This window comes from Streptomyces sp. NBC_00442 (genome assembly GCF_036014195.1).
GTDB lineage: Bacteria > Actinomycetota > Actinomycetes > Streptomycetales > Streptomycetaceae > Streptomyces.
In genome coordinates this window covers 621,688-641,129 of the sequence record NZ_CP107918.1, presented here as the reverse complement: position 1 = coordinate 641,129, position 19,442 = coordinate 621,688, and the positions used below count along the sequence as shown (strand labels likewise).

19 protein-coding genes are annotated in these 19,442 nt (G+C 72.6%); 15 read left to right on the top strand and 4 right to left on the bottom strand.

Annotated features, from left to right (window positions below; translation table 11 throughout):
* Positions 1-39: 39 nt before the first annotated feature.
* Positions 40-306, bottom strand: a complete 267-nt coding sequence (locus tag OG432_RS02945; RefSeq protein ID WP_328307401.1) for a MarR family winged helix-turn-helix transcriptional regulator — start codon at positions 304-306, stop codon at positions 40-42.
* Between the two features lie 253 nt (positions 307-559).
* Here OG432_RS02945 and OG432_RS02940 point away from each other — a divergent pair, with 253 nt between their 5' ends.
* The 6 genes from OG432_RS02940 (at position 560) to OG432_RS02915 (ending at position 4,234) form a co-directional block, all read left to right on the top strand.
* A complete protein-coding gene (locus OG432_RS02940) occupies positions 560-1,411 on the top strand; it encodes an aldo/keto reductase (RefSeq protein WP_328307399.1) in 852 nt (283 codons plus the stop codon).
* A gap of 176 nt (positions 1,412-1,587) precedes the next feature.
* Positions 1,588-1,935 carry a VOC family protein gene (locus OG432_RS02935; RefSeq protein WP_328307397.1) on the top strand — a complete coding sequence of 116 codons (348 nt, stop codon included), beginning with the start codon at positions 1,588-1,590 and terminating at the stop codon, positions 1,933-1,935.
* Between the two features lie 324 nt (positions 1,936-2,259).
* Complete coding sequence (gene panD, locus OG432_RS02930; protein WP_328307395.1) at positions 2,260-2,715, top strand: aspartate 1-decarboxylase; 456 nt, start codon at positions 2,260-2,262, stop codon at positions 2,713-2,715.
* Positions 2,716-2,809: 94 nt separating this feature from the next.
* On the top strand, positions 2,810-3,148 hold the full coding sequence (locus OG432_RS02925) for a GNAT family N-acetyltransferase (RefSeq protein WP_328307393.1): 339 nt from the start codon (positions 2,810-2,812) through the stop codon (positions 3,146-3,148).
* A complete protein-coding gene (locus tag OG432_RS02920) occupies positions 3,145-3,903 on the top strand; it encodes an arylsulfatase (RefSeq protein ID WP_328307391.1) in 759 nt (252 codons plus the stop codon). The genes OG432_RS02925 and OG432_RS02920 overlap by 4 nt, the downstream gene beginning before the upstream one ends.
* A 61-nt stretch (positions 3,904-3,964) precedes the next feature.
* Positions 3,965-4,234 carry a hypothetical protein gene (locus OG432_RS02915; protein ID WP_328307389.1) on the top strand — a complete coding sequence of 90 codons (270 nt, stop codon included), beginning with the start codon at positions 3,965-3,967 and terminating at the stop codon, positions 4,232-4,234.
* Positions 4,235-4,312: 78 nt separating this feature from the next.
* Here the strand turns inward: OG432_RS02915 and gndA are convergent, their stop codons facing one another.
* Positions 4,313-5,755, bottom strand: coding sequence for an NADP-dependent phosphogluconate dehydrogenase (gene gndA / locus OG432_RS02910; protein ID WP_328307388.1), 1,443 nt, complete (start codon positions 5,753-5,755; stop codon positions 4,313-4,315).
* A gap of 231 nt (positions 5,756-5,986) precedes the next feature.
* On the opposite strand from gndA, the gene OG432_RS02905 reads away from it, so the two are divergent.
* Positions 5,987-7,237: a peptidoglycan DD-metalloendopeptidase family protein gene (locus tag OG432_RS02905; RefSeq protein ID WP_328307386.1), complete on the top strand. Its 1,251-nt coding sequence runs from the start codon at positions 5,987-5,989 to the stop codon at positions 7,235-7,237.
* Here OG432_RS02905 and OG432_RS02900 read toward each other — a convergent pair.
* Complete coding sequence (locus tag OG432_RS02900; protein ID WP_443058328.1) at positions 7,207-8,142, bottom strand: DMT family transporter; 936 nt, start codon at positions 8,140-8,142, stop codon at positions 7,207-7,209. The two genes, OG432_RS02905 and OG432_RS02900, sit on opposite strands and share 31 nt — an antisense overlap.
* Before the next feature lie 380 nt (positions 8,143-8,522).
* Here OG432_RS02900 and OG432_RS02895 point away from each other — a divergent pair, with 380 nt between their 5' ends.
* The 3 genes from OG432_RS02895 to OG432_RS02885 all read left to right on the top strand — a co-directional run bounded on the left by OG432_RS02895 (position 8,523) and on the right by OG432_RS02885 (position 11,198).
* A complete protein-coding gene (locus tag OG432_RS02895; RefSeq protein WP_161248636.1) occupies positions 8,523-8,765 on the top strand; it encodes a hypothetical protein in 243 nt (80 codons plus the stop codon).
* A gap of 2 nt (positions 8,766-8,767) precedes the next feature.
* On the top strand, positions 8,768-9,313 hold the full coding sequence (locus tag OG432_RS02890) for a Clp protease N-terminal domain-containing protein (RefSeq protein ID WP_328307382.1): 546 nt from the start codon (positions 8,768-8,770) through the stop codon (positions 9,311-9,313).
* Between the two features lie 358 nt (positions 9,314-9,671).
* On the top strand, positions 9,672-11,198 hold the full coding sequence (locus OG432_RS02885; protein ID WP_328307380.1) for an SDR family NAD(P)-dependent oxidoreductase: 1,527 nt from the start codon (positions 9,672-9,674) through the stop codon (positions 11,196-11,198).
* 126 nt (positions 11,199-11,324) lie between these two features.
* On the opposite strand, the gene OG432_RS02880 is transcribed toward OG432_RS02885, so the two are convergent.
* On the bottom strand, positions 11,325-11,927 hold the full coding sequence (locus OG432_RS02880) for an inositol oxygenase family protein (protein ID WP_328307378.1): 603 nt from the start codon (positions 11,925-11,927) through the stop codon (positions 11,325-11,327).
* A 342-nt stretch (positions 11,928-12,269) separates the two neighbouring features.
* Between OG432_RS02880 and OG432_RS02875 the strand changes: the two genes are divergently transcribed.
* The 5 genes from OG432_RS02875 to OG432_RS02855 all read left to right on the top strand — a co-directional run bounded on the left by OG432_RS02875 (position 12,270) and on the right by OG432_RS02855 (position 19,382).
* Positions 12,270-12,443 (top strand): hypothetical protein, encoded by a 174-nt coding sequence (locus tag OG432_RS02875; protein WP_167152006.1) that lies wholly within the window; start codon positions 12,270-12,272, stop codon positions 12,441-12,443.
* Positions 12,444-12,661: 218 nt separating this feature from the next.
* Positions 12,662-14,710: a S9 family peptidase gene (locus OG432_RS02870; protein WP_328307370.1), complete on the top strand. Its 2,049-nt coding sequence runs from the start codon at positions 12,662-12,664 to the stop codon at positions 14,708-14,710.
* Positions 14,711-14,847: 137 nt separating this feature from the next.
* A complete protein-coding gene (locus tag OG432_RS02865; protein WP_328307368.1) occupies positions 14,848-16,026 on the top strand; it encodes a DUF6777 domain-containing protein in 1,179 nt (392 codons plus the stop codon).
* Positions 16,027-16,166: 140 nt separating this feature from the next.
* Positions 16,167-17,198, top strand: coding sequence for a hypothetical protein (locus OG432_RS02860; protein ID WP_443058544.1), 1,032 nt, complete (start codon positions 16,167-16,169; stop codon positions 17,196-17,198).
* A gap of 174 nt (positions 17,199-17,372) precedes the next feature.
* The gene (locus tag OG432_RS02855) at positions 17,373-19,382 is read left to right on the top strand and encodes a SpoIIE family protein phosphatase (RefSeq protein ID WP_328314977.1); all 2,010 of its coding nucleotides are present in this window, start codon (positions 17,373-17,375) and stop codon (positions 19,380-19,382) included.
* The last annotated feature ends 60 nt before the right edge of the window (positions 19,383-19,442 follow it).

Genomic DNA, 19,442 nt, shown 5'->3' with positions numbered 1-19,442 from the left:
GTACGGGAGTTCATTAGACCGCCGCGACCACGTGAAGGATCATCCCCGTCTGTCGCCGTAGTCGGACAGCCGGTCCAGGAGGTGCGGCAGGGCGGCGAGCTGGATCTGTTCGTCCGGGCTCGGGAGTGCGTCGACGGCCTGGGCGACCCAGTCGCGTCCGGCCTTGCGGTCCTTGTCCAGCGCGGCGCGGCCCTCCTGGGTGAGGGTGACCAGGAATCCACGGCGGTCTTGAGGGTCCTCCCGCCGGGCGCCGAAGCCCAGGCTCTCCCAGTCCTTCACGGTGCGGCTCTGGCTCTGGTGGCGCACGCCGTGCCGCTGGGCACGCGGTCCGCGAGCTCGCCCACGGACCTTCAGCTCACGGCGACCTGGACGGAGACGCCATGCCCAGGCTCGTGATCACGCCCAGCGAGGTCAGCGGCGGCGCCCCGTCCTCCGGCGGGCTCCGACCGGCACGACCCGCCGGACGCGGGGAGACTGGGGGCAACGGCACCGACCTCCTCAAGGCCTTCGTCCGCTCCCGAACGCCCGCCCCCACGCCGACAGCGAAGGACATCCGCTCATGGAGACCGTCACCCTCAACAACGGCGTCGAAATGCCGCTCCTCGGCTTCGGCGTCTACCAGATCCCCGCCGAGAACACCGAGCGCGCCGTCTCCGATGCCCTGGCCGCCGGCTACCGCCTGCTGGACACCGCCGCCGCCTACGGCAACGAAGAAGCCGTGGGCCGCGCCATCAAGGCCGGCGGTGTTCCGCGCGGCGACCTGTTCGTCACCACCAAGCTGTGGGTCCAGGACGCCCCCGCCGAGGAGAACACCAAGCGCGCCTTCGAGACGTCCCTGAACAAGCTGGGCCTGGACCACCTCGACCTGTACTTGATGCACCAGCCCTTCGGTGACGTCTACGGCCAGTGGCGCGCCATGGAGGCCCTCAACCGAGAGGGCCTGACCAAGGCGATCGGCGTCGCCAACTTCTACCCCGACCGGCTGATCGACCTGATCATCAACAACGAGATCGCCCCGGCCGTCAACCAGATCGAGACCCACCCCTTCTTCCAGCGCGCCGACTACCAGGACCTCATGCGCGAGCACGGGGTGCAGATCCAGTCCTGGGGCGGCTTCGCCGAAGGCAGGAACGACCTGTTCGCCAACCCGCTGCTCGCCGGGATCGGGAAGGAGTACGGCAAGTCCGTCGCCCAAGTCGTCCTGCGTTGGCTGACCCAGCGCGGCGTCGTGGCCATCCCCAAGTCCGTGCACGCCGAGCGCATGGCCGAGAACATGGACGTCTTCGACTTCCGGCTCAGCGACGAGCAGATGGCCCGGATCGCCGGCCTCGACACGGGCGGCTCCCTGTTCTTCGACCATCACGACCCCGAGATGGTCACCCGGCTCGCGGGGCACCGCGTGGACGCCTGACCCGCTCACGGTCCGAGACGAACGGCGATGCGGGTGCCTGGCGCTGAAGGCTGCGCTCCAGATGGCGAGTGAGGGGGCTTCCCGTCCGGCGTGGGATGCCCCGATGAGTTCTGGCTCCGGGTGTTGTCTGCAGTGGAGCAAGCACCCTGAACGCGCTGTGGAAGCAGGTGATTCTCATGGACGTGACTCGCGTACTGATGGTCTCTCCGGTACGGAACATCGACATCGCGGTGGCCTGGTATGAACGGCTGCTGGGCCGCCCGGCGGACCTTCGGCCGATGCCGTCACTGGCCGACTGGCATCTCACCGCGAGCGGTTGGCTCCAGGTCTTCGAGGACCCGACGCACGCCGGCTCGACGCTGCTCAATCTGGAGGTGCCCGCGTTGGACGAGGCGCTGTCCGAGCTGGCGGAGCGCGGTCTCACGGCGGGACCGGTGCAAACCGGCGGTGAACGTGCCCGGTTCGCCGCCTTGGAGGACCCGGACGGCAACCTGGTGACCCTGCTGGAGAACCCGATGGCCTGATCCGGTCTGCTGAGTTGTCGCTGCTGTCGCTCGTCACGACGGTGATGGTGCCGGTGGTGCTGCCGGGACCGCCGGAGTGACGGTGATCACGGACATCCTTCGCAGGGTGCTGCGTAGGCTTGTGCCGTCGTCGCGGTGGTGTCCAGGAGGGCGGGCGAAGCTCTCCTTCATTCGCCTGACGGCGCGTCAGCGAAGTCGGCGAGTGGTCAGCGCGAGTCCTGGAGAACCTGGGGATCGCTGTCCGGTGCGACTCGTTGTAAAGTTGAGAAACCGCCCTTGACCTGCAAAAACGCAGGCAGGGAGCCTGCGTCCAGGAGTGCCTCGATGATACGCACCATGTTCAAGTCCAAGATCCACAGAGCCACCGTGACCCAGGCCGATCTGCACTACGTGGGCTCGGTGACCGTGGATGCCGAATTGATGGAGGCGGCCGACCTGCTCCCCGGTGAGCTGGTCCACATCGTCGACATCGACAACGGCAGCCGCCTGGAGACGTACGTCATCGAGGGCGAGCGCGGCTCCGGCGTCATCGGCATCAACGGGGCCGCCGCCCACCTCGTACACCCCGGTGACCTGGTGATCCTCATCAGTTACGCCCAGATCGACGACGTCGAGGCGCGCGCGTTCAAGCCCAGGGTGGTGCACGTGGACGGAGACAACCGGATCGTGGCCCTGGGTGCCGATGCCTCGGCCCCCGTTCCCGGCAGCGACCAGCAACGCAGCCCGCACGCCCGTATCCCCGCCCCGCAGGGCACCGCGCAGAACACCCCCCACGGCTGAACCGCCCGGCCGGGCTCCCGGCCGGCGGATCAGGTGCCGACCCGGGCGCGCCCCGGTCGGCGCCGCCACCGGCTTCCTCGGAGAGGACCCGCACATGGTGCAGCTACGAGACGACCGCTCGCGAGGTCTGCTCGCCGCGTCCGAGGACGGGGAAGCGGTTGGCCGCATCGACTACTTCACCCTCGACGGGCGGCCCGCCGCGCTGGTCGCGGTGCACACCGTGGTGGAGCCCGAGCACGAGGGCAAGGGCATCGCGAGCGCCCTGGTGAGAGAGTTCTACGCCATGGCGGCCCGCGAGGGCGTGCCGGTCGTGCCGCTGTGCCCGTACGCCGCCACCTGGGCCGAACGGCATCCCGACGAGGCCCCGGCCGCACCCGCCGCGCTGGTCGAGGCGGCCCGTGCCCGGCTCGCGGCGGATCCGGAGCGCTGGTGACGAGGCTCGCACTGCTGCACACCTCTCCCGCACACGTTCCGGTCTTCGACGCCCTGCGCGACGACGAGGCCCCCGGCCTGGAACTGCGCCACCTCGTGCACGGCCAACTGCTCGACAGGGCGCGGGAGTCGGGTCCGCACGCGGTGACCGGCGACGTGCGCGCCGTCCTGGCCGGGGCGGTGGCCCGGGGTGCGGACGCGGTTCTGTGCACCTGCTCCACGATCGGTGCCGTCGCCGAGGCGGCCTCGGTCTCGCTCGGCGTTCCGGTGCTCCGGGTCGACCGGCCGATGGCCGCGGCCGCCGTGGCGCACGGCCGTCGGATCGCGGTGGTGGCGACGGTCGAGTCCACCCTGGAACCGACCGCGGCGCTGATCCGTGAAGAGGACGCGCTCCGCGACCAGGGCGCGACGCGCGACCAGGGCGCGACGCGCGACCAGGGCGCGACGCGCGTACGGGGCGTCGTGCGCGGCGAGGGGGCGACCGGCGAAGGGGCCGGCGCCGTCCAGGCGCTCGTCCTGCGTACGGTCCTGGCCGAAGGAGCCTGGGCGCATTTCGAGTCGGGCGACGCGCAGGCGTACTGCGCGGCGATCGCGCGGACCGTCGACGCGCTGTGCGATGTCGATGTCGTCGTGCTCGCACAGGCCTCGATGGCCCCGGCGGCCGCGCGCACCACGTGCGGCGTTTCCGTCCTCGCCAGTCCCCGGCTCGGGCTGCGGGCGGCGGTGGCCGCGGCGGGGCCGACCCGGACGGGTTGAACCGGCGGGCGCAGGGCAGGCGCGCGGGTGAAGCTGAACTCGAACCTTGAGGAGGCCGACCATGACCGTGCCGCACCCGGAACCGACCCCGCCGTGGCCCACGCCGCTGCCCGACCCCGAACCGGGCCCGATTCCCAACCCGGGCCCCGGCCCCGGCCCCGACCCGGTCCCGCCACGGCCCGGCCCCGGTCCCGACCCGCAGCCGCCGAGCCCGGGTCCCGACCCCCGGCCGCCGCAGCCCGACCCGGATCCGGATCTGCCGGACCCGGTGCCGCAGCCTCCGGGCCCCGAACCCGTACCCGGGCCGCCGCAGCCGGAACCGGCGGGCTGAGCGGATCCAGCGGCCCAGCGGGTCCGGCCGGGGCGCTCGTCGGCCGGCGCTCGCCCCGGGCCGGCCCCCGCCGGCTCGTCAGCCGGCGCTCACCTCGGACCGGTCCCCGCCCCACAGCGTGTGGAACGAGCCCTCCCGGTCGGTGCGACGGTAGGTGTGCGCGCCGAAGAAGTCGCGCTGACCCTGCGTGAGCGCCGCCGGGAGGCGCTCGGCGCGCAGCGCGTCGTAGTAGGCGAGCGCCGCCGAGAAGCCCGGCACCGGAACGCCCTGGCGGGCCGCCGCCACGATCACCGCACGCCAGTCGTCCTGGGCGGCGCCGATTTCGTCGGCGAAGTGCTTGTCCGAGAGCAGGCTCGGCAGGTCGGGCTGTCCGTCGTAGGCGGCCCGGATCCGGTCGAGGAACGCGGCCCGGATGATGCAGCCCGCGCGCCAGATGGCCGCGACCGTGCCGGGGTCGACGTCCCAGTCGTAGTTCTGGCTGCCCGCCTGGACCTGGTGGAAGCCCTGCGTGTAGGACACGATCTTCGACGCGTACAGCGCCTGCTCCACCTGCGCGGCGAACTCCGCGGCCTCCGCCGCGCCGAGCGGGTCCGCCGTGGGTCCGTTCAGCGAGCGGGCCGCCTCCCGCAGTTCGGCGTGGCCCGAGAGGGAGCGGGCGAACACGGCCTCGGCGATGCCCGAGACGGGGACCCCGAGGTCGAGGGCGATCTGCACCGTCCAGCGCCCGGTCCCCTTCTGCTCGGCCTCGTCCTCGACCACATCGACGAACGGCTTGCCCGTCCCGGCGTCGACGTGCGCGAGGACCTCGGCCGTGATCTCGATCAGATACGAGTCGAGACGGCCGGTGTTCCAGCCCCGGAACGTCTCGGCGATCTTCTCGGGGGAGTAGCCCGCGACCGCGCGCAGCAGGTGGTACGCCTCCGCGATGAGCTGCATGTCGGCGTACTCGATGCCGTTGTGCACCATCTTCACGAAGTGGCCCGCGCCATCGGGACCCACGTGGGTGACGCACGGCGCGCCGTCGGGGGCCTTCGCCGCGATCCGCTCAAGGAGCGGTCCGAGGGACTTGTACGACTCGGCCGATCCTCCCGGCATGATGCTGGGGCCGTTCAGCGCGCCCTCCTCGCCGCCGGAGATTCCGACGCCGACGAAGTGGATGCCGCGCTCGCGCAGCTCGCGCTCGCGCCTGCGGGTGTCCTCGAAGTGGGCGTTGCCGCCGTCGATGATGACGTCGCCCTTGTCGAGGAGCGGGGCGAACTCCTGGATGACCGCGTCCGTCGGGTCGCCCGCCTTGACCATGACGACGAGACGGCGCGGCCGCTCCAGGGCCGCGACGAAATCCTCCGGCGACTCGGCCGCGACGAAGCTGCCCTCGGAACCGAACTCCTCGACCAGCGCGCGGGTCTTGGCGGCCGTCCGGTTGTGCACGGCGACCGTGAAACCGTTGCGCGCGAAGTTGCGGGCGAGGTTGCGGCCCATGACCGCGAGTCCGGTGACGCCGATCTGGGCTGTTCCACTCATGCGTGTGCTCCTGGATCCTCGGGGTTCGCGGCGCCACGAGCAACCGTCACGACGCGCGGTTGCGGCCCACCCTATGTAACGCACCACGTCAGACGGGATGGACCGGGTGCCCGACACGGGTGCCGAAAGTCCTGCCCCGGTCCGAGCGCCGTTCTCTGTTCGTCCGACCCCTTGTCATGGCCAGTTCGCAGCCCCTATTTTGGCGGCTCTTGATGCCTTCGAGGGGGACTCATGGCCTTACGCGGCCGTCACCGCCGGTACCAGCCGAGCCGGATCAACCAGGCGTCCCTGACGGTCACGGCGGGCGGGGTGGGCATCGCCCTTCCGCTGATCGCGGCCGGCACCGCGGACGCCGCCTCCGTCGACGTGTGGAACAAGGTCGCGGCCTGCGAGTCGACGAGCAACTGGCACATCAACACCGGCAACGGCTTCTACGGCGGACTCCAGTTCACCCAGTCCACCTGGGATGCGTACGGGGGCCGCCAGTACGCGGCGCGCGCCGATCTGGCCGGCCGCGACCAGCAGATCGCCGTCGCCGAGAAGGTACTCAAGGGGCAGGGTCCCGGCGCCTGGCCGGTCTGTTCGGGCGAGGCGGGTCTGACCCGGGGCGGTTCGGCGCCGCACCTGACCACGACGACCCAGCGCCGCACCGAGATCAAGCAGGCCGCGGCTCCCGTTGCCAAGCCGCACACCGCGAAGCCGTCCGCCGTGAAGGCGACGGCCACCAAGCCGTCCGCCGCGCAGAAGGCCGAGCAGGCGAGCCCCACCAAGGTGCCAGGGGTGCGCGAGTCGTACACCGTGGTGCACGGCGATTCGCTGTCCCTGATCGCGGAGCGCGAGCGCGTCCAGGGCGGCTGGCCGCACCTGTACGCCGAGAACCGCACGGTCGTGGGCGCCGACCCGGACCTCATCCGCCCGGGACAGCGCCTGGCGCTGCCCGGCGCCGCCCCCGCCAAGCCGACCGCCCCGCCGAAGAGCGTGCCGGGGCCCGCCGCCAAGCCCGCGGCGAAGGCGCCGGCGGCCAAGCCCGTGGCGAAGGCGCCCGCCAAGCCTGTCGCGAAGGCACCCGTCAAGTCCGCCGGGTTCACCGCACCGGTCGACGCGCACCCCAGCACCCCGTACCGCAAGGCCGGTTCGTCCTGGGCGAGCGGCTACCACACCGGCGTCGACTTCCCCGTCTCCACCGGTACCTCGGTCAGGGCGGTCACCTCGGGCACGGTCGTCGAGGCGGGCTGGGGCGGCGCGTACGGATACCAGGTGGTGATCCACCATCCCGACGGCCGCTACAGCCAGTACGCGCACCTGTCCGCGCTCACCGTGAAGACGGGCCAGAAGGTCAACACCGGCCAGCGGATAGGGCGTTCGGGCGCGACGGGCAACGCGACCGGGCCGCACCTCCACTTCGAGATCAGGACCGGACCCGGCTACGGCTCCGACGTGGACCCGCTCGCCTATCTGAGGGCCGGTGGCGTCGCGGTCTGATCCGGGGTGTCCTCGCGGCGCTCGTCGCCGTCGGGCCGGGGCGGTGTGCCCGCGGTCAGGACGGGCTTGTCGTGGCGGGTGGCGGCGAGCCGCTCCGTGGTGAGCAGGACCAGCCCGCCCGCCGCCACGGCACCGCATCCGAGGGCGATCGCGGTGCCCGCGGTCCCGTACCGGAAGGACTCGCCGAACAGGGTCAGGCCGATGGCTGCGGCGACCACCGGGTTGACGACGGTGACCGTGGCGAGCGGCGCCGCGAGGCCGGCGCCGCGGTAGGACGCCTGCGAGAGCAGCAGGCCCGCGCACGCGAATCCGGCTATCGCGAACAGGATGGGCACCTCCCGCAGGGGAAGCCCCGCGTTCCAGTCCTCGGCGACGGACTTGGTGAACACGGAGGCGAGGCCGAAGGCGGCGCCCGCCGCCGTGGCGAGCAGGACGCTGCGGGTGGCCGCACGGCGCGGCGCCCTCGATGCCAGGAACAGCGCCGCCACCGCGCCGTACCCCGCCGCGACCAGGATCAGACGCGACTGCGGGGCGAGTACATCGCTGTCCGCGCCGCGCGTCAGGACGAGCAGCCCGGCAAGGCCGACCGTGGCCATGACCGCCCCGCGCCAGGCCGCGGCCCCCGCACGTCGCCGTACGAACACCGCCGACATCGGCAGCGCGAAGACGATGGTGAGCGCGCCCATGGGCTGCACCAGCGTCAGCGGCCCGAAGGCGAGGGCCGCGACGTGCAGCGTCGCACCGAGCCCGTTGAGGCCGACCGAGCCCCACCACGCCGGGCGCCGTACGGGGGCGTACGCGCTGCTCGGGGCGGACGCGGCGACGCGCTCCTGAACAATCGCCGCCGCCGCGTACGCGACGGCGGCGACCAGGGACAGCAGCACGGCCAGGACAAGGGCGCTCATGGCTCCCACGATGTCTCGTTGTGGACCCCGTGTCGTCGTCCCTGAGCACCGAATGCGCCGTACTCCAGGAGGAGTAGAGACATACGACCAAAGGCGTCCCAGATATCGGACTATCAGTAAAACCGCAGCTCAAAATGGGCGTCAAGGGCTTCGGAAGATCACCTTCCGTCCCGCGGGCCGGACCGGGCCGCGGGACGGCGAACGTCCTGCCCGCGGGCGTGGAACCGGCCACCCATGACTTCGTGCCAAAGTGGCATGAACTAGACACCCCCGTCATCCCCCGTCATCCCCTCGCCACTCCGTGCCGCCCTGCCTCGTCCCGGACGCGCTGTGTCAGGGCATCTTGACAAGCCCGATGCTGTCAGGGAATCCTGACGGTCATGGGAGCTGAGGACACACCGGCCTCGCTGGCCGGACAAGTCACCAACAAGGACCCCGCCGTCGGACTCGCGGCGGTCGTCGCGCTGCGCCGCCTCCTGGAGGAACTGGAGCGCGTGCACGTCGACAACGCCCGCGAGCAGGGCTGGTCATGGCAGAACATCGCGTCGTCCCTGCAGGTCAGCAGGCAGTCGGTGCACGAAAAGCATGCGAGCAGGCGCAAAGCCACAGGCAAGGAGGACTGAAGGTGTTCGAGTTTTTCACCGAGCCGGCCAAGCGGGCGATCGTGGCCTCGCAGGACGAGGCGATCGCGCTCGGCCACGATTTCATCGGCACCGAGCACATCCTGCTCGGACTCGCCGGAACCGACGGCATCGCCCGGGACGCGCTGACCGCACGGGGAATCGAGGTGGACCGGCTGCGCGCGGAGACCGTACGGGTCCTCGAAGCGGCCGGGGTGCCGAGCAGCGGCGGGCAGCCCGCGAAGGACGCGCTCGCCTCCATCGGCATCGACGTCGAGGAGATCAAGCGGCAGGCCGACAGCAGCTTCGGACCCGGCGCCTTCCAGTACCCCAGGCCGGCCTACACGCCCCACGCCAAGCAGGCACTCGAGGCCACCCTCCGCGAGGCCCAGGCGCTCGGGCACGACCGCTTCGGCACCGAGCACATCCTGCTCGGCCTGCTCGCGGCGCCCGACGGCGGACGGGGCCTTGAGGTCCTGGCGTCGCTGGGCGCCGACCGGGCGGGTCTGCGCGAGGAGGCCCTGGCCCGGGTCGCGGCCGCCGAGGCGTAAGCGCCCACGGCCCCGTACGGGCGGGCGGCGGAAGGGAGTTGGGGGCGCGCTGCTGGTGGCATGCCCCTCGTCGACCGGGTCGACCTCACCCTCGGCCGGCGCTCCTGCCCGCGCGGCGCCTCCGGCGTGAAGGCGCAGGACACCTCCACCACCCGGCGCTACGTGGCCTCGGCCCGCCTCGACGGCCGCGGCGCCGCCCGTGGTCCGCCACCGGATCCCGCGCCACCGCCCGCCCCCGCTTCCGCGGGGGCGGGCGGTTTGGTATGTGGGGGGATCGCTCCGTACCATGGCGCTTTTGGGAACTTGATACTCATGACTGATCTGACTGATCTCTGACTGATCGAGGAACGCAGCGGCGATGACGGTGACAGAGGACTTCCAGGGCCACGGGACCGGCCCCGGTGTCGACGAGCGGCCCGCACAGGGCGTCGACCAGGACTTCGGCCCCGGCATCGATCCCGAGCGGCTCGCGCTCTGCCTGAGCGTGCTGGCGGAACTCGACCAGATCGACGTCGACCACCCCGACGCGGTCACCGTGCGCCGTGCCACCGCCGGCGTCTACCGCACCGTGAAGCAGCGCCGCCGCCAGGAGCGCAGGGCCGCCAAGACCGCCCACGACCGCGCCGTGACCGAGGCGACCGCCACCGGCTCCGCCGAGCGCATCGACGACGAGACCGAGGGTCTGCTGCCCAGCTCGTCCGTCACGGGCGAGATCGCGGGCATACTCCGGCGCCCCCGCTCCTGCTACATCTGCAAGGCCCGGTACGTCGAGGTGGACGCCTTCTACCACCAGCTCTGCCAGCCGTGCGCCGCCATGAACCGGGCCCGCCGCGACGCACGCACGGACCTCAGCGGCAAGCGCGCCCTGCTCACCGGAGGCCGCGCGAAGATCGGTATGTACATCGCGCTGCGACTCCTGCGTGACGGCGCGCACACCACCGTGACCACGCGCTTCCCCAAGGACGCCATCCGCCGGTTCAAGGCGATGGAGGACTCCGCGCAGTGGATGCACCGCCTCGAAGTCGTCGGCATCGACCTGCGTGACCCCGCGCAGGCCGTCGCCCTCGCCGAGCAGACCGCGCGGCAGGGCCCCCTGGACATCCTGATCAACAACGCGACCCAGACCGTGCGCCGGCTGCCCTCCGCCTACGCGGCCCTGGTCGACGGCGAGAGCGCGCCGCTTCCCGCCGGTGAGCTTCCCGCCCATCACGTCATCGGAGCGTTCAACTCCGGCGCCGTCGACGGGCTGACCGCGCTTCCCGTCGGCGCCTCCGGGCTCGACGCCCAGCGGGTCGCCGACCTCGCCCTCGTGGCCGGCAACGCCAGCATCGCCAAGTACCAGGACGGCACCGCCCTCGACGCGGGGGGTCTCCTCCCGGACGTCGTCGACTCCAACACCTGGGTGCAGTCCATCGACCAGATCTCCCCGGTCGAGCTCCTGGAAACCCAGCTGTGCAACTACACGGCGCCGTTCATCCTGATCAGCATGCTCCGCCCGGCGATGGCCGACGCCGCCCGCAAGGCGCCGAACGGCCGCGCCTACGTGGTGAACGTCTCGGCGATGGAGGGTGTGTTCAGCCGCGGCTACAAGGGCGCGGGGCACCCCAACACCAACGCCGCCAAGGCCGCCATGAACATGGTCACGCGCACCAGCGGCCAGGAAATGTTCGCGACCGACAAGATCCTCATGACCTCGGTCGACACCGGCTGGATCACCGACGAGCGCCCGCACCACGACAAGCTGCGCCTCGCCGAGGAGGGCTTCCACGCCCCCCTCGACCTGGTCGACGGCGCGGCCCGCGTCTACGACCCGATCGTCCGCGGCGAGCTGGGTGAGGACCTGCACAGCGTCTTCCTCAAGGACTACCGGCCCGCCAACTGGTAGGTGCCGGGCCGGTTTCGGCCCCTCAGGAATCACCTCGGGAATCCCAGCAAGAAGCCCGTGCCGAAGGGGCGCCGCACGGACGTGCGGCGCCCCTTCGGCGTCAGCGGCCGGGCTCCGGACCGGGCATCAGCGGCCGCGGTCCGAGGGCTGTCCCGCGCGTTCCGCGACGAGTTCGAGTACCGGACGCCAGTCGTCCATGACGCCCGCGTCGAGCCCCACGACCTTCCCCGCGTCGTCCGCCCGGCGCAGGGTCACCGCATCCTCGGCCAGGGGATCCCGCGCGAAGGCGGCCGCCTCCGCGGGCCCCATCACCCCGCCCTGCGCCCGCAGCGTCAGGGCGCTCTCGGGCGAGAGCGTACGGTCGGGCTCGACCGCCGCCAGATAGCGCTTCGCGGCCACGTGCAGCTCGACGAGGCGGGCCACCCGCGCGCCGAGCAGCGACCGCACCGCCCGTGCCGCGGTGTCGGCGTGCCCGGCGTCATCACCCGGACGGAGCACATGGCCCAGATCGTGCACGAGCCCCGCGACCTGGAGTTCCTTGTCGGCCGGGTGTGAGCGGCGCAGCAGGTGGGCGGTCTGCAGCGCGTGGTCGTGGAGGTCCACCGGATCGCCGCTGCGATCGGGGGTGTCCCAGGCGCCGCGGCAGTCGTGGAGGAGCTCCATCAGCTCCTCCACCGAGCCCGCCGAGCCCACCGACCGCCCCGCACCGGTCCTGCCCGACAGCTCCATCCGTTTCCCCTCCCCGCGCGCGGCAGCCGACCAGGTCAGCAGATCATGGCGGGTGAACGCCGGGCTGAACGCCCGGCGAAGGAAAGTTGACGCAAAGGAAGTGGCCCTATCGAGCGCGACCGCGCTCATTTGGTTACTCTGGTGCGCACGGTAGCCACGGCGGGTCCACCAACCCTCCAGGCCCGTTCCGGATCCGTCCCGCAACCTGTGGCCGTGATGCGGACAGAGAGCCGGCGCCACCGCGTCAGAACTGCCCTTGCCCCCGCCCTCGGGTGGACGGACACCGGGTCGCGGACGACGCAACCGGGACGCCCAGGGTTACGCGACACAGAGGAGTGCGCGGTGACACCAGAGACGACAGAGCGAGAACGCCGGACACCGGAACGTGGCGGCGAGCGGGCCGGACGGCCCGAGAAGCTCCGCAACATCGAGGTCTGGGCCAGATCGGCACCGATCCGCCTCGCCGGTTACGAGGAGGACCTCGCCGAACCGCACATCCTGCCCGGCATCGACTGACCCGCGCGATCCACCGGCCCGCGCCCCCTGTTCGCAGGGGGCGCGGGCCGTAGGGCACCCTCGGCGACAGGGCGGGACGCCCCGATGCGGGTGCCCGCCCGAGTGGCATGGCGCCCCCAATGCCGTTGCCCGCAGAGGGTTGTGACGGAACGTCAGAACTCATGCCCGGCTTCCGGCGTTCTTGCTGGCAGGGAGCGCCGCGCGGCAGGATGGCCGGCATGCCCGAGACAGCAGGCGAGCCCACCGCCTTCCACGACCTGTCCGCCTTCCTCGCGACGCCGCGCGTCAACCGGCTCGCCCTCTCGCCCGACGGGCAGCGGCTGGTGGCCGCCGTGCAGGGCCCCAATGCCGACGGCAACGGCTTCGTCTCGGGCCTGTGGGACATCGACCCCGCCGGGGTGAACGAGCCGCGCAGGCTGACCCGCTCCCGCGCGGGCGAATCGGCGCCCGCGTTCTCGGCGGACGGCACCCTGTACTTCCTGTCGGGCCGCGAGAACAACGACCCGGCCGCGGGGGAGCACGACGACGAGGGCCCAGGCGTCTGGGCGCTGCCCGAGCGCGGCGAGGCGCGCCCGGCGGCCCGTCACCCGGGGGGCATCGCCGGGTTCACGCTCGCCAGGGACGCCGGCGTCCTCGCCTACACCGCCGGGCTGCTGCCCGGCGCGCCCGACGCCGAGGCCCACGGCAAGCTGCGCAAGGACAGGGCCGAGGCCAAGGTCACCGCGATCCTCCACGAGTCGGGGATCACCCGGTTCTGGGACTCCGACCTCGGCCCCGACGAGCCGCACACCTTCGTCCGCACCGCAGGCGACGGCGGCCCGGCCGCCGGTGAGGGAAACGGCTCGGCCGTCGACGCGGGCGGGCAGGGCTTCGTGAGCGACGCGGAGACGGCGCTCTCGCCCGACGGCACACGCGTCGCCCACACCCGCTTCGTGCACGGCCCGGTGCCCGAGGGCAACCGAAGCGTCGTGGTGGTCGCCGACGCGGCCACCGGTGAGGAACTGCACGTCGTCGACCGGGACGGATACGAGTACGGCGCCCCGCTGTTCACCGCCGACGGCTCCGCCCTGGTGTGCGTCCGCGAGCTGGTCGCGACGTACGAGACGTCCTTCTCCTACACCCTGGTCCGCATCGACCTGCCCGGCGGCGCCGAGAGCGACCTCCTGGCGGGGTTCGCGAACTGGCCCCTTGCGGCCGTGGTCTCGCCGCGCCGCGACGACGAGACCCTCTGGTTCACCGCCGACGAACTCGGCCACTCGCCGGTGTTCCGGCGCGACCCGGACGGCACGCTCACCCGGCTCACCGCCTCCGGCGCGTACACCTCGCTCTGCGTGGCACCCGACGGCCGCACGCTGTACGCGCTGCGCAGCGCCGTGGACGCACCGCCCACCCCGGTCCGCCTCGACGCCGCCGCGCCCGACCAGGAACCCGTCGCGCTCAAGGCGCCGGGCGCCGTCGGCCGGCTGCCCGGCACCCTGACCGAGGTGCACACCGTGGGCGACGACGGCTTCCCGCTGCGCTCCTGGCTGGTGCTGCCCGAAGGCGCCCGCGCCGAACGGCCCGCACCGCTGATCGTCTTCCCGCACGGCGGCCCCCAGACCTCCTGGAACGCCTGGACCTGGCGCTGGAACCCCTGGCCCTTCGCGGCCCGCGGCTACGCCGTCCTGCTGCCCGACCCCGCGCTCTCGCCCGGCTACGGGCCGCGGATGCACGAGCGGGGCTGGGGCCAGTGGGGCGGCCGGCCCTACCGGGACCTGATGACGATGACCGACACCGCCGAGGCCCGCCCCGACATCGACGCCACCCGCACCGGCCTCGCGGGCGCCTCGTACGGCGGCTACATGGCCAACCGGATCGCCACCCTCACCGACCGCTTCAAGGCGATCGTCTCGCACGCCTCGATCTGGAACCTGCGGTCGCACCAGGCCGAGACGGACGCCTCGGTGCACTTCCGGCGCGTCTTCGGGGACCCGCGGACCCAGCCGGAACGCTATGAGGAGGACTCGCCCTCCCTCGCCGCCGAGCGCATCCGCACGCCCATGCTGGTGGTGCACGGCGCGAAGGACTACCGGGTGCCCGTCGGCCAGGGCATGTCCCTGTTCCAGGACCTCCAGCGCCTCGGCGTCCCCGCGAAGTTCCTGTACTTCCCCGACGAGGGCCACTGGGTACTCGGCGCCGCCCACGCCCGGCTCTGGTACGCGACGCTGCTCAACTTCTTCGACCACCACGTGCTCGGCACCCCCTGGCACCGCCCCGAACTGCTGTGACGCACCCGGCGTGCGACCGGGCGGAGCGGTCCGGGTGAGGGGGTGACTCGCCCGTTTCGCCCAGTGCGTTTGCGCGGGGCGCGCGCCTGCTGCACACAATGAGGGGCCAACTCGGGGCGTACAGGTGGGAGATCCACGTGCCCTCGACCCTGCGCACCATCGCCACTGCCGTCGCCGTGCTCTCCGTCGGTGCCTTCGCCGCCGGATGCGGCGGCGGTGCCAACGGAGCCGACAGCCGGCAGGACCTCACCCTCCAGCCGATCGCGGCCCAGGGACCGGACCCGTTCACCCAGTCCACGGCCGAGTCGACGGCGACCCCCACCCCGGCCACGCCACCCGGCAGCGGGAGGGGCAACCCGACGGCCGGGCTCTCGCCGGCGCGCACCGTCTCGGGCTCCACCCCGGGCCTGTACGGCGGCACGCAGTCGGTCGCCAGCTGTGACGTGGAGAAGCAGATCCGCTTCCTCGGCGGCGACCGGGCCAAGAACCGGGCCTTCGCCGATGCCGCGGGAATCGGCCCCGGTTCGGTCGCGGGGTTCCTGCGCGACCTGACGCCCGTCGTGCTGCGGGCAGACACCCGCGTCACCAACCACGGCTTCCGCGACGGATCCGCCACCAGCTTCCAGTCGGTGCTCCAGGCCGGCACCGCCGTCCTGGTCGACGACCACGGCGCGCCGCGGGTGCGGTGCGCCTGCGGAAACCCCCTCAAGCCGCCCAACGCCCACCAGGGCAACTGGAACGACAAGGGCAAGCCCTGGCCCGGCTACCGCGGTGACCGCGTCATCGTGGTGCGGCCCACGACGGTCGTCGTCAACAACCTGATCATCGTCAACATCGTCAACAACACCTGGATCGAGCGGCAGACCGGCGACGACGGCCAACGCGACCGCCGACGCCCCGACATCCACATCGATCCCGTCAAGCCGCCCGTTCCCGAGCCGCCGTCGCCTCCCGCGTCCCCCAGCACCTCGCCGCCGGTCACCAGCCCGCCGCCGAGCCCGGACTGCCCGACGCCCACCCCGACGGTGACGGCCACCGAGACGCCGAGCCCGTCGGCGCCCGCCACGCCGCCCGCACCGCCCAGCGAGCCCGCGCCGGCCACCAGCGGCTGCCCGACGGCCACCGCGACCGTGACCGCGCCGCCGCCCTCCCTCTCCCCGTCGCCGCCGTCCTCCTCGCCCGCACCGGATGCGAGCCCGCCCGGCGACCTGCCCTCACCGCCCAACGACCTGCCGAGCGACGTCCCGAGCGGCCTGCCGAGCGGGCCCGACGACTACGACATCTACGGACCCTCGCCGGAATCCGAGAACGTCTGACGGGCCCCGGCCGGCCCGTCCCTGCCACGCACCGCGCCCGGCACGGGGCGTCACGAAAAGCCGGATCAAGGGGTGCATATAGGCTGCACCCCTTGTCCGACTCCTTCGTCGGCCTCCCCGAGCAGCCAGGAGCGTCCTCCGTGACCGTCGCGATCGACCTGCCCGAACCGTCCGCACCGTCCGCCGGCGAAGTGCACGAGAGCGTGGCGCGTGACGCCCGCGAGTTCGGCGCCTACGCCCGCACCGGCGGCTGGGCGTTCGCCCTGAAGGTGGCGCGCAGCGTCCGTCCGGGCGGGCAGGCCGCCGGTGAGACGCCCAAGGTCTCGGCCAAGGAGTTCAGCGCGCTGGCCGGCTGCTCCGCCGAGCGCGTCATGCGCTACTACAAGGCGTGGGACAAGGCATCCGACGACGGCCTCGTCCCGCTCTTCGAGGCGCTCGTGCCGGGCGAGGACATCCAACTGCCCGACGCCGACGCGTGGTCGGCCTACTACGTGTCGCGCTCCGGAGCGTCCTCCGAACGGGGAAGCGCCATCACGGCGGCCGCCGAGGCCGAGGGCATCCGGCCGACCAAGGCCCTGGAGGTCGCCGAGAACCCCACCGCGCTGCGCGCCGCGATCCTCGCCGACCCCGGCACCGCCCAGGCCGCCCGCACGGCGCTCCTGGACCGCATCAAGGAAGACCCGGCGCTCCAGACCGAGCTGGCCCGCGACATCGCCCGCACCGACGAACTGAAGAAGGCGGTGGCCAGCGAGACCAGGGCCGCCGACCGCATCGGATACGTCCGTCAGATCGTCGAGAACGGCCAGATCCGGACCGCCGCCGGCCAGAAGGTCGACGCCCCCGCCGACCTGCGCGCCGAGGCCGAGCGGCACCTCTCGCTCCTCGACGAGCTCGACGGCTCCGAAGAGGCCGGCGAGTGGGCCACCGAGGCGTACGACACCGTCAAGGGCCTGGTCGCCGAGGCCGTCGAGGCCGACCCCGAGCTGCGGGTCCAGGAACGCCGCACGAAGTTCTACAGCAGCCTGCAGAAGGCGACCAAGGTGTTCGAGGAGCTCACCCTCGATGACGCCGACGACATCTACGAGGACGACATGGTCCAGCGCCTCGAAGACCTCCAGGCGGCCATCGGCACCTGCATCACCGCCCTGCGCAAGGCGTCCCCGGCGCACTGACCCCCGCGGGACCGCGCCCCCGCCCTCCCGCATGCGCGCGGTCCGGGCTGCGCCTAGCGTGGCCCCATGGACGTGGCTGAAGGGGGCGGAGGGGCGGCCGACCTGTGCCATTGCGGTGACCCGGCCGACGGCGAGGAATGCCGCTTCCTTCACTCGTACGGCCCAGACCTGCGGATGGGCAGCTTCGACTGGGACCTGGTCACCGGCCAGATGCACATGGACGAGCCCGCGCTCGGCGTCTTCGACCTGCGTCCCGACGAGTACGACAACAGACCCGAGACGCTGTCCGCACGGGTGCCGCCCGCCGAGTCCCTGAGGCTGGACGCGCTCGTCTCGCAGGCGCTCAAGAACGGCAGCGTCAACTACGGCGTGTACTTCCGTATCCGCCGCCGCGACGGCAGCCTGCAGTGGACCCACACCCAGGGCTTCGTGCGCCGCGACGAGACCGGGCGCCCGCTGCGCATCGTCGGCATCGTCCGCGACGCCGCCCAGGAGCTCGCGGACGCCACCGCGCGGGTCGGCCTCGACGACGAACGGCGCCGCACCACCAGCGTCGTGGAGGCGACCACGGCCGCCCTCGCGCACGCCAGGACCGTCACCGATGTCATCGACGTCATGCGGGACTCCCGGGGCCCCGAGTACCTGGGTGCCACCAGCCTGGTGATGGGCCTTCTGGAGGCGGGCCGCATCCATCTGATCGCCGAGGGCCCCGAAGGCAGCTTCGTGCCCGGCACCCGGTGGACCCGGGTCGACGAGCAGTACCCGATGAGTGAGGTCGTGCGGACGCTCGCGCCCCGGTTCATCGAATCGCCGGAGGACTTCGCCACGTCCTACCCCGGCCTGTGGCCGAACATCAGCGGCCTCGGCATCACCTCCGCCGCCTATCTCCCGCTGATCGCCCAGGCCCGCCCGATCGGCGCGATCGGCCTGCTCTACGGCGACAAGCGCGGATTCAGCAGCGAGGAGCGCAACCTCCTTGTGGCGCTGGGCAGTTCGATCGCCCAGTCCCTCCAGCGCGCCATGCTGTACGAGCAGGAGCACGACCTGGCCGAGGGGCTCCAGCAGGCGATGCTGCCTCGCCGCATCCCCGGGGTTCCCGGAGCCCAGCTCGCGGTCCGCTACCGTTCGGCCCGGCTCGGCCGGGACATCGGCGGCGACTGGTACGACGTGGTGCCGCTGCCCGGCGGCCGGGTCGGCGTGGCCATCGGCGACGTACAGGGACACGACACGCACGCCGCCGCCGTCATGGGACAGCTGCGCATCGTGCTGCGCGCGTACGCGGCCGAGGGCCACTCGCCCGCCACCGTGATAGCCCGCGCCTCGGTCTTCCTCCACGAACTGGACACCGACCGCTTCGCCACCTGCACGTACGCGGAGGCCGACCTCGGCACCGGCGTGCTGCAGATCGTGCGGGCCGGGCACGTCGACCCGCTGGTGCGCCTCCCGGACGGCAGCTGTCGCAGACTGCCGGTGGAGGGCGGCCTTCCGCTGGGGCTCTCGGCCGAGTTCGGACGCCTCGAATACCCCGTCTCGACGGTGGAACTCGACCCGGGCCACACCCTGTTGCTCTACACCGACGGGCTCGTCGAGCAGCCCGGCACCGACCTCGACGACGGAATGCAGCTCCTTGCCTCCCTGGTGCGATCGGGGCCCGAGGAGCTGGAGGCGCTCGCGGACCGGCTCTGTGACGTCGTCGACGAGCGGGCCGGTGACGACGACGTGGCCCTGCTGCTCCTGCGCCGCAACGTCACGGAAGTGCCGCAGGGCGGCGGAAGGCTGCGCCAGCACGTGGCGCAGAACGACCCCGAGGCGCTCAGCTCGTCCCGGCACATGATCCGTGCGGCCGTGCGCGCCTGGGGCGCCCGCGAGCGCTCCGATGAGATCGAGCTGGCCGCCGACGAGCTCATCACCAACGCCCTCATGCACACCGACGGCGGGGCGATCGTGACCATCCGGGCCCTTTCGGGGCCCGAACGCCGGCTGCGCGTCGAGGTGGAGGACCGCTCCAGCGCCCTGCCGCGCCGCCGGGAGGCCGGCGCGTCCGGAGTGTCGGGGCGCGGCCTGATGCTGGTGGACCGGCTCGCGGACGTGTGGGGCGTTGAGCCGCGCGGCAGCGGCAAGTGCGTGTGGTGCGAGTTCGTCGTCCCGGAGCGGGGGACCGGCGGGACCGGCGGAGCCGGCTGACCCGCGGAGCCGGCTGACCTGCGGGACCGGCTGATCGGCGGGACTGGATGGCCGGCGGAG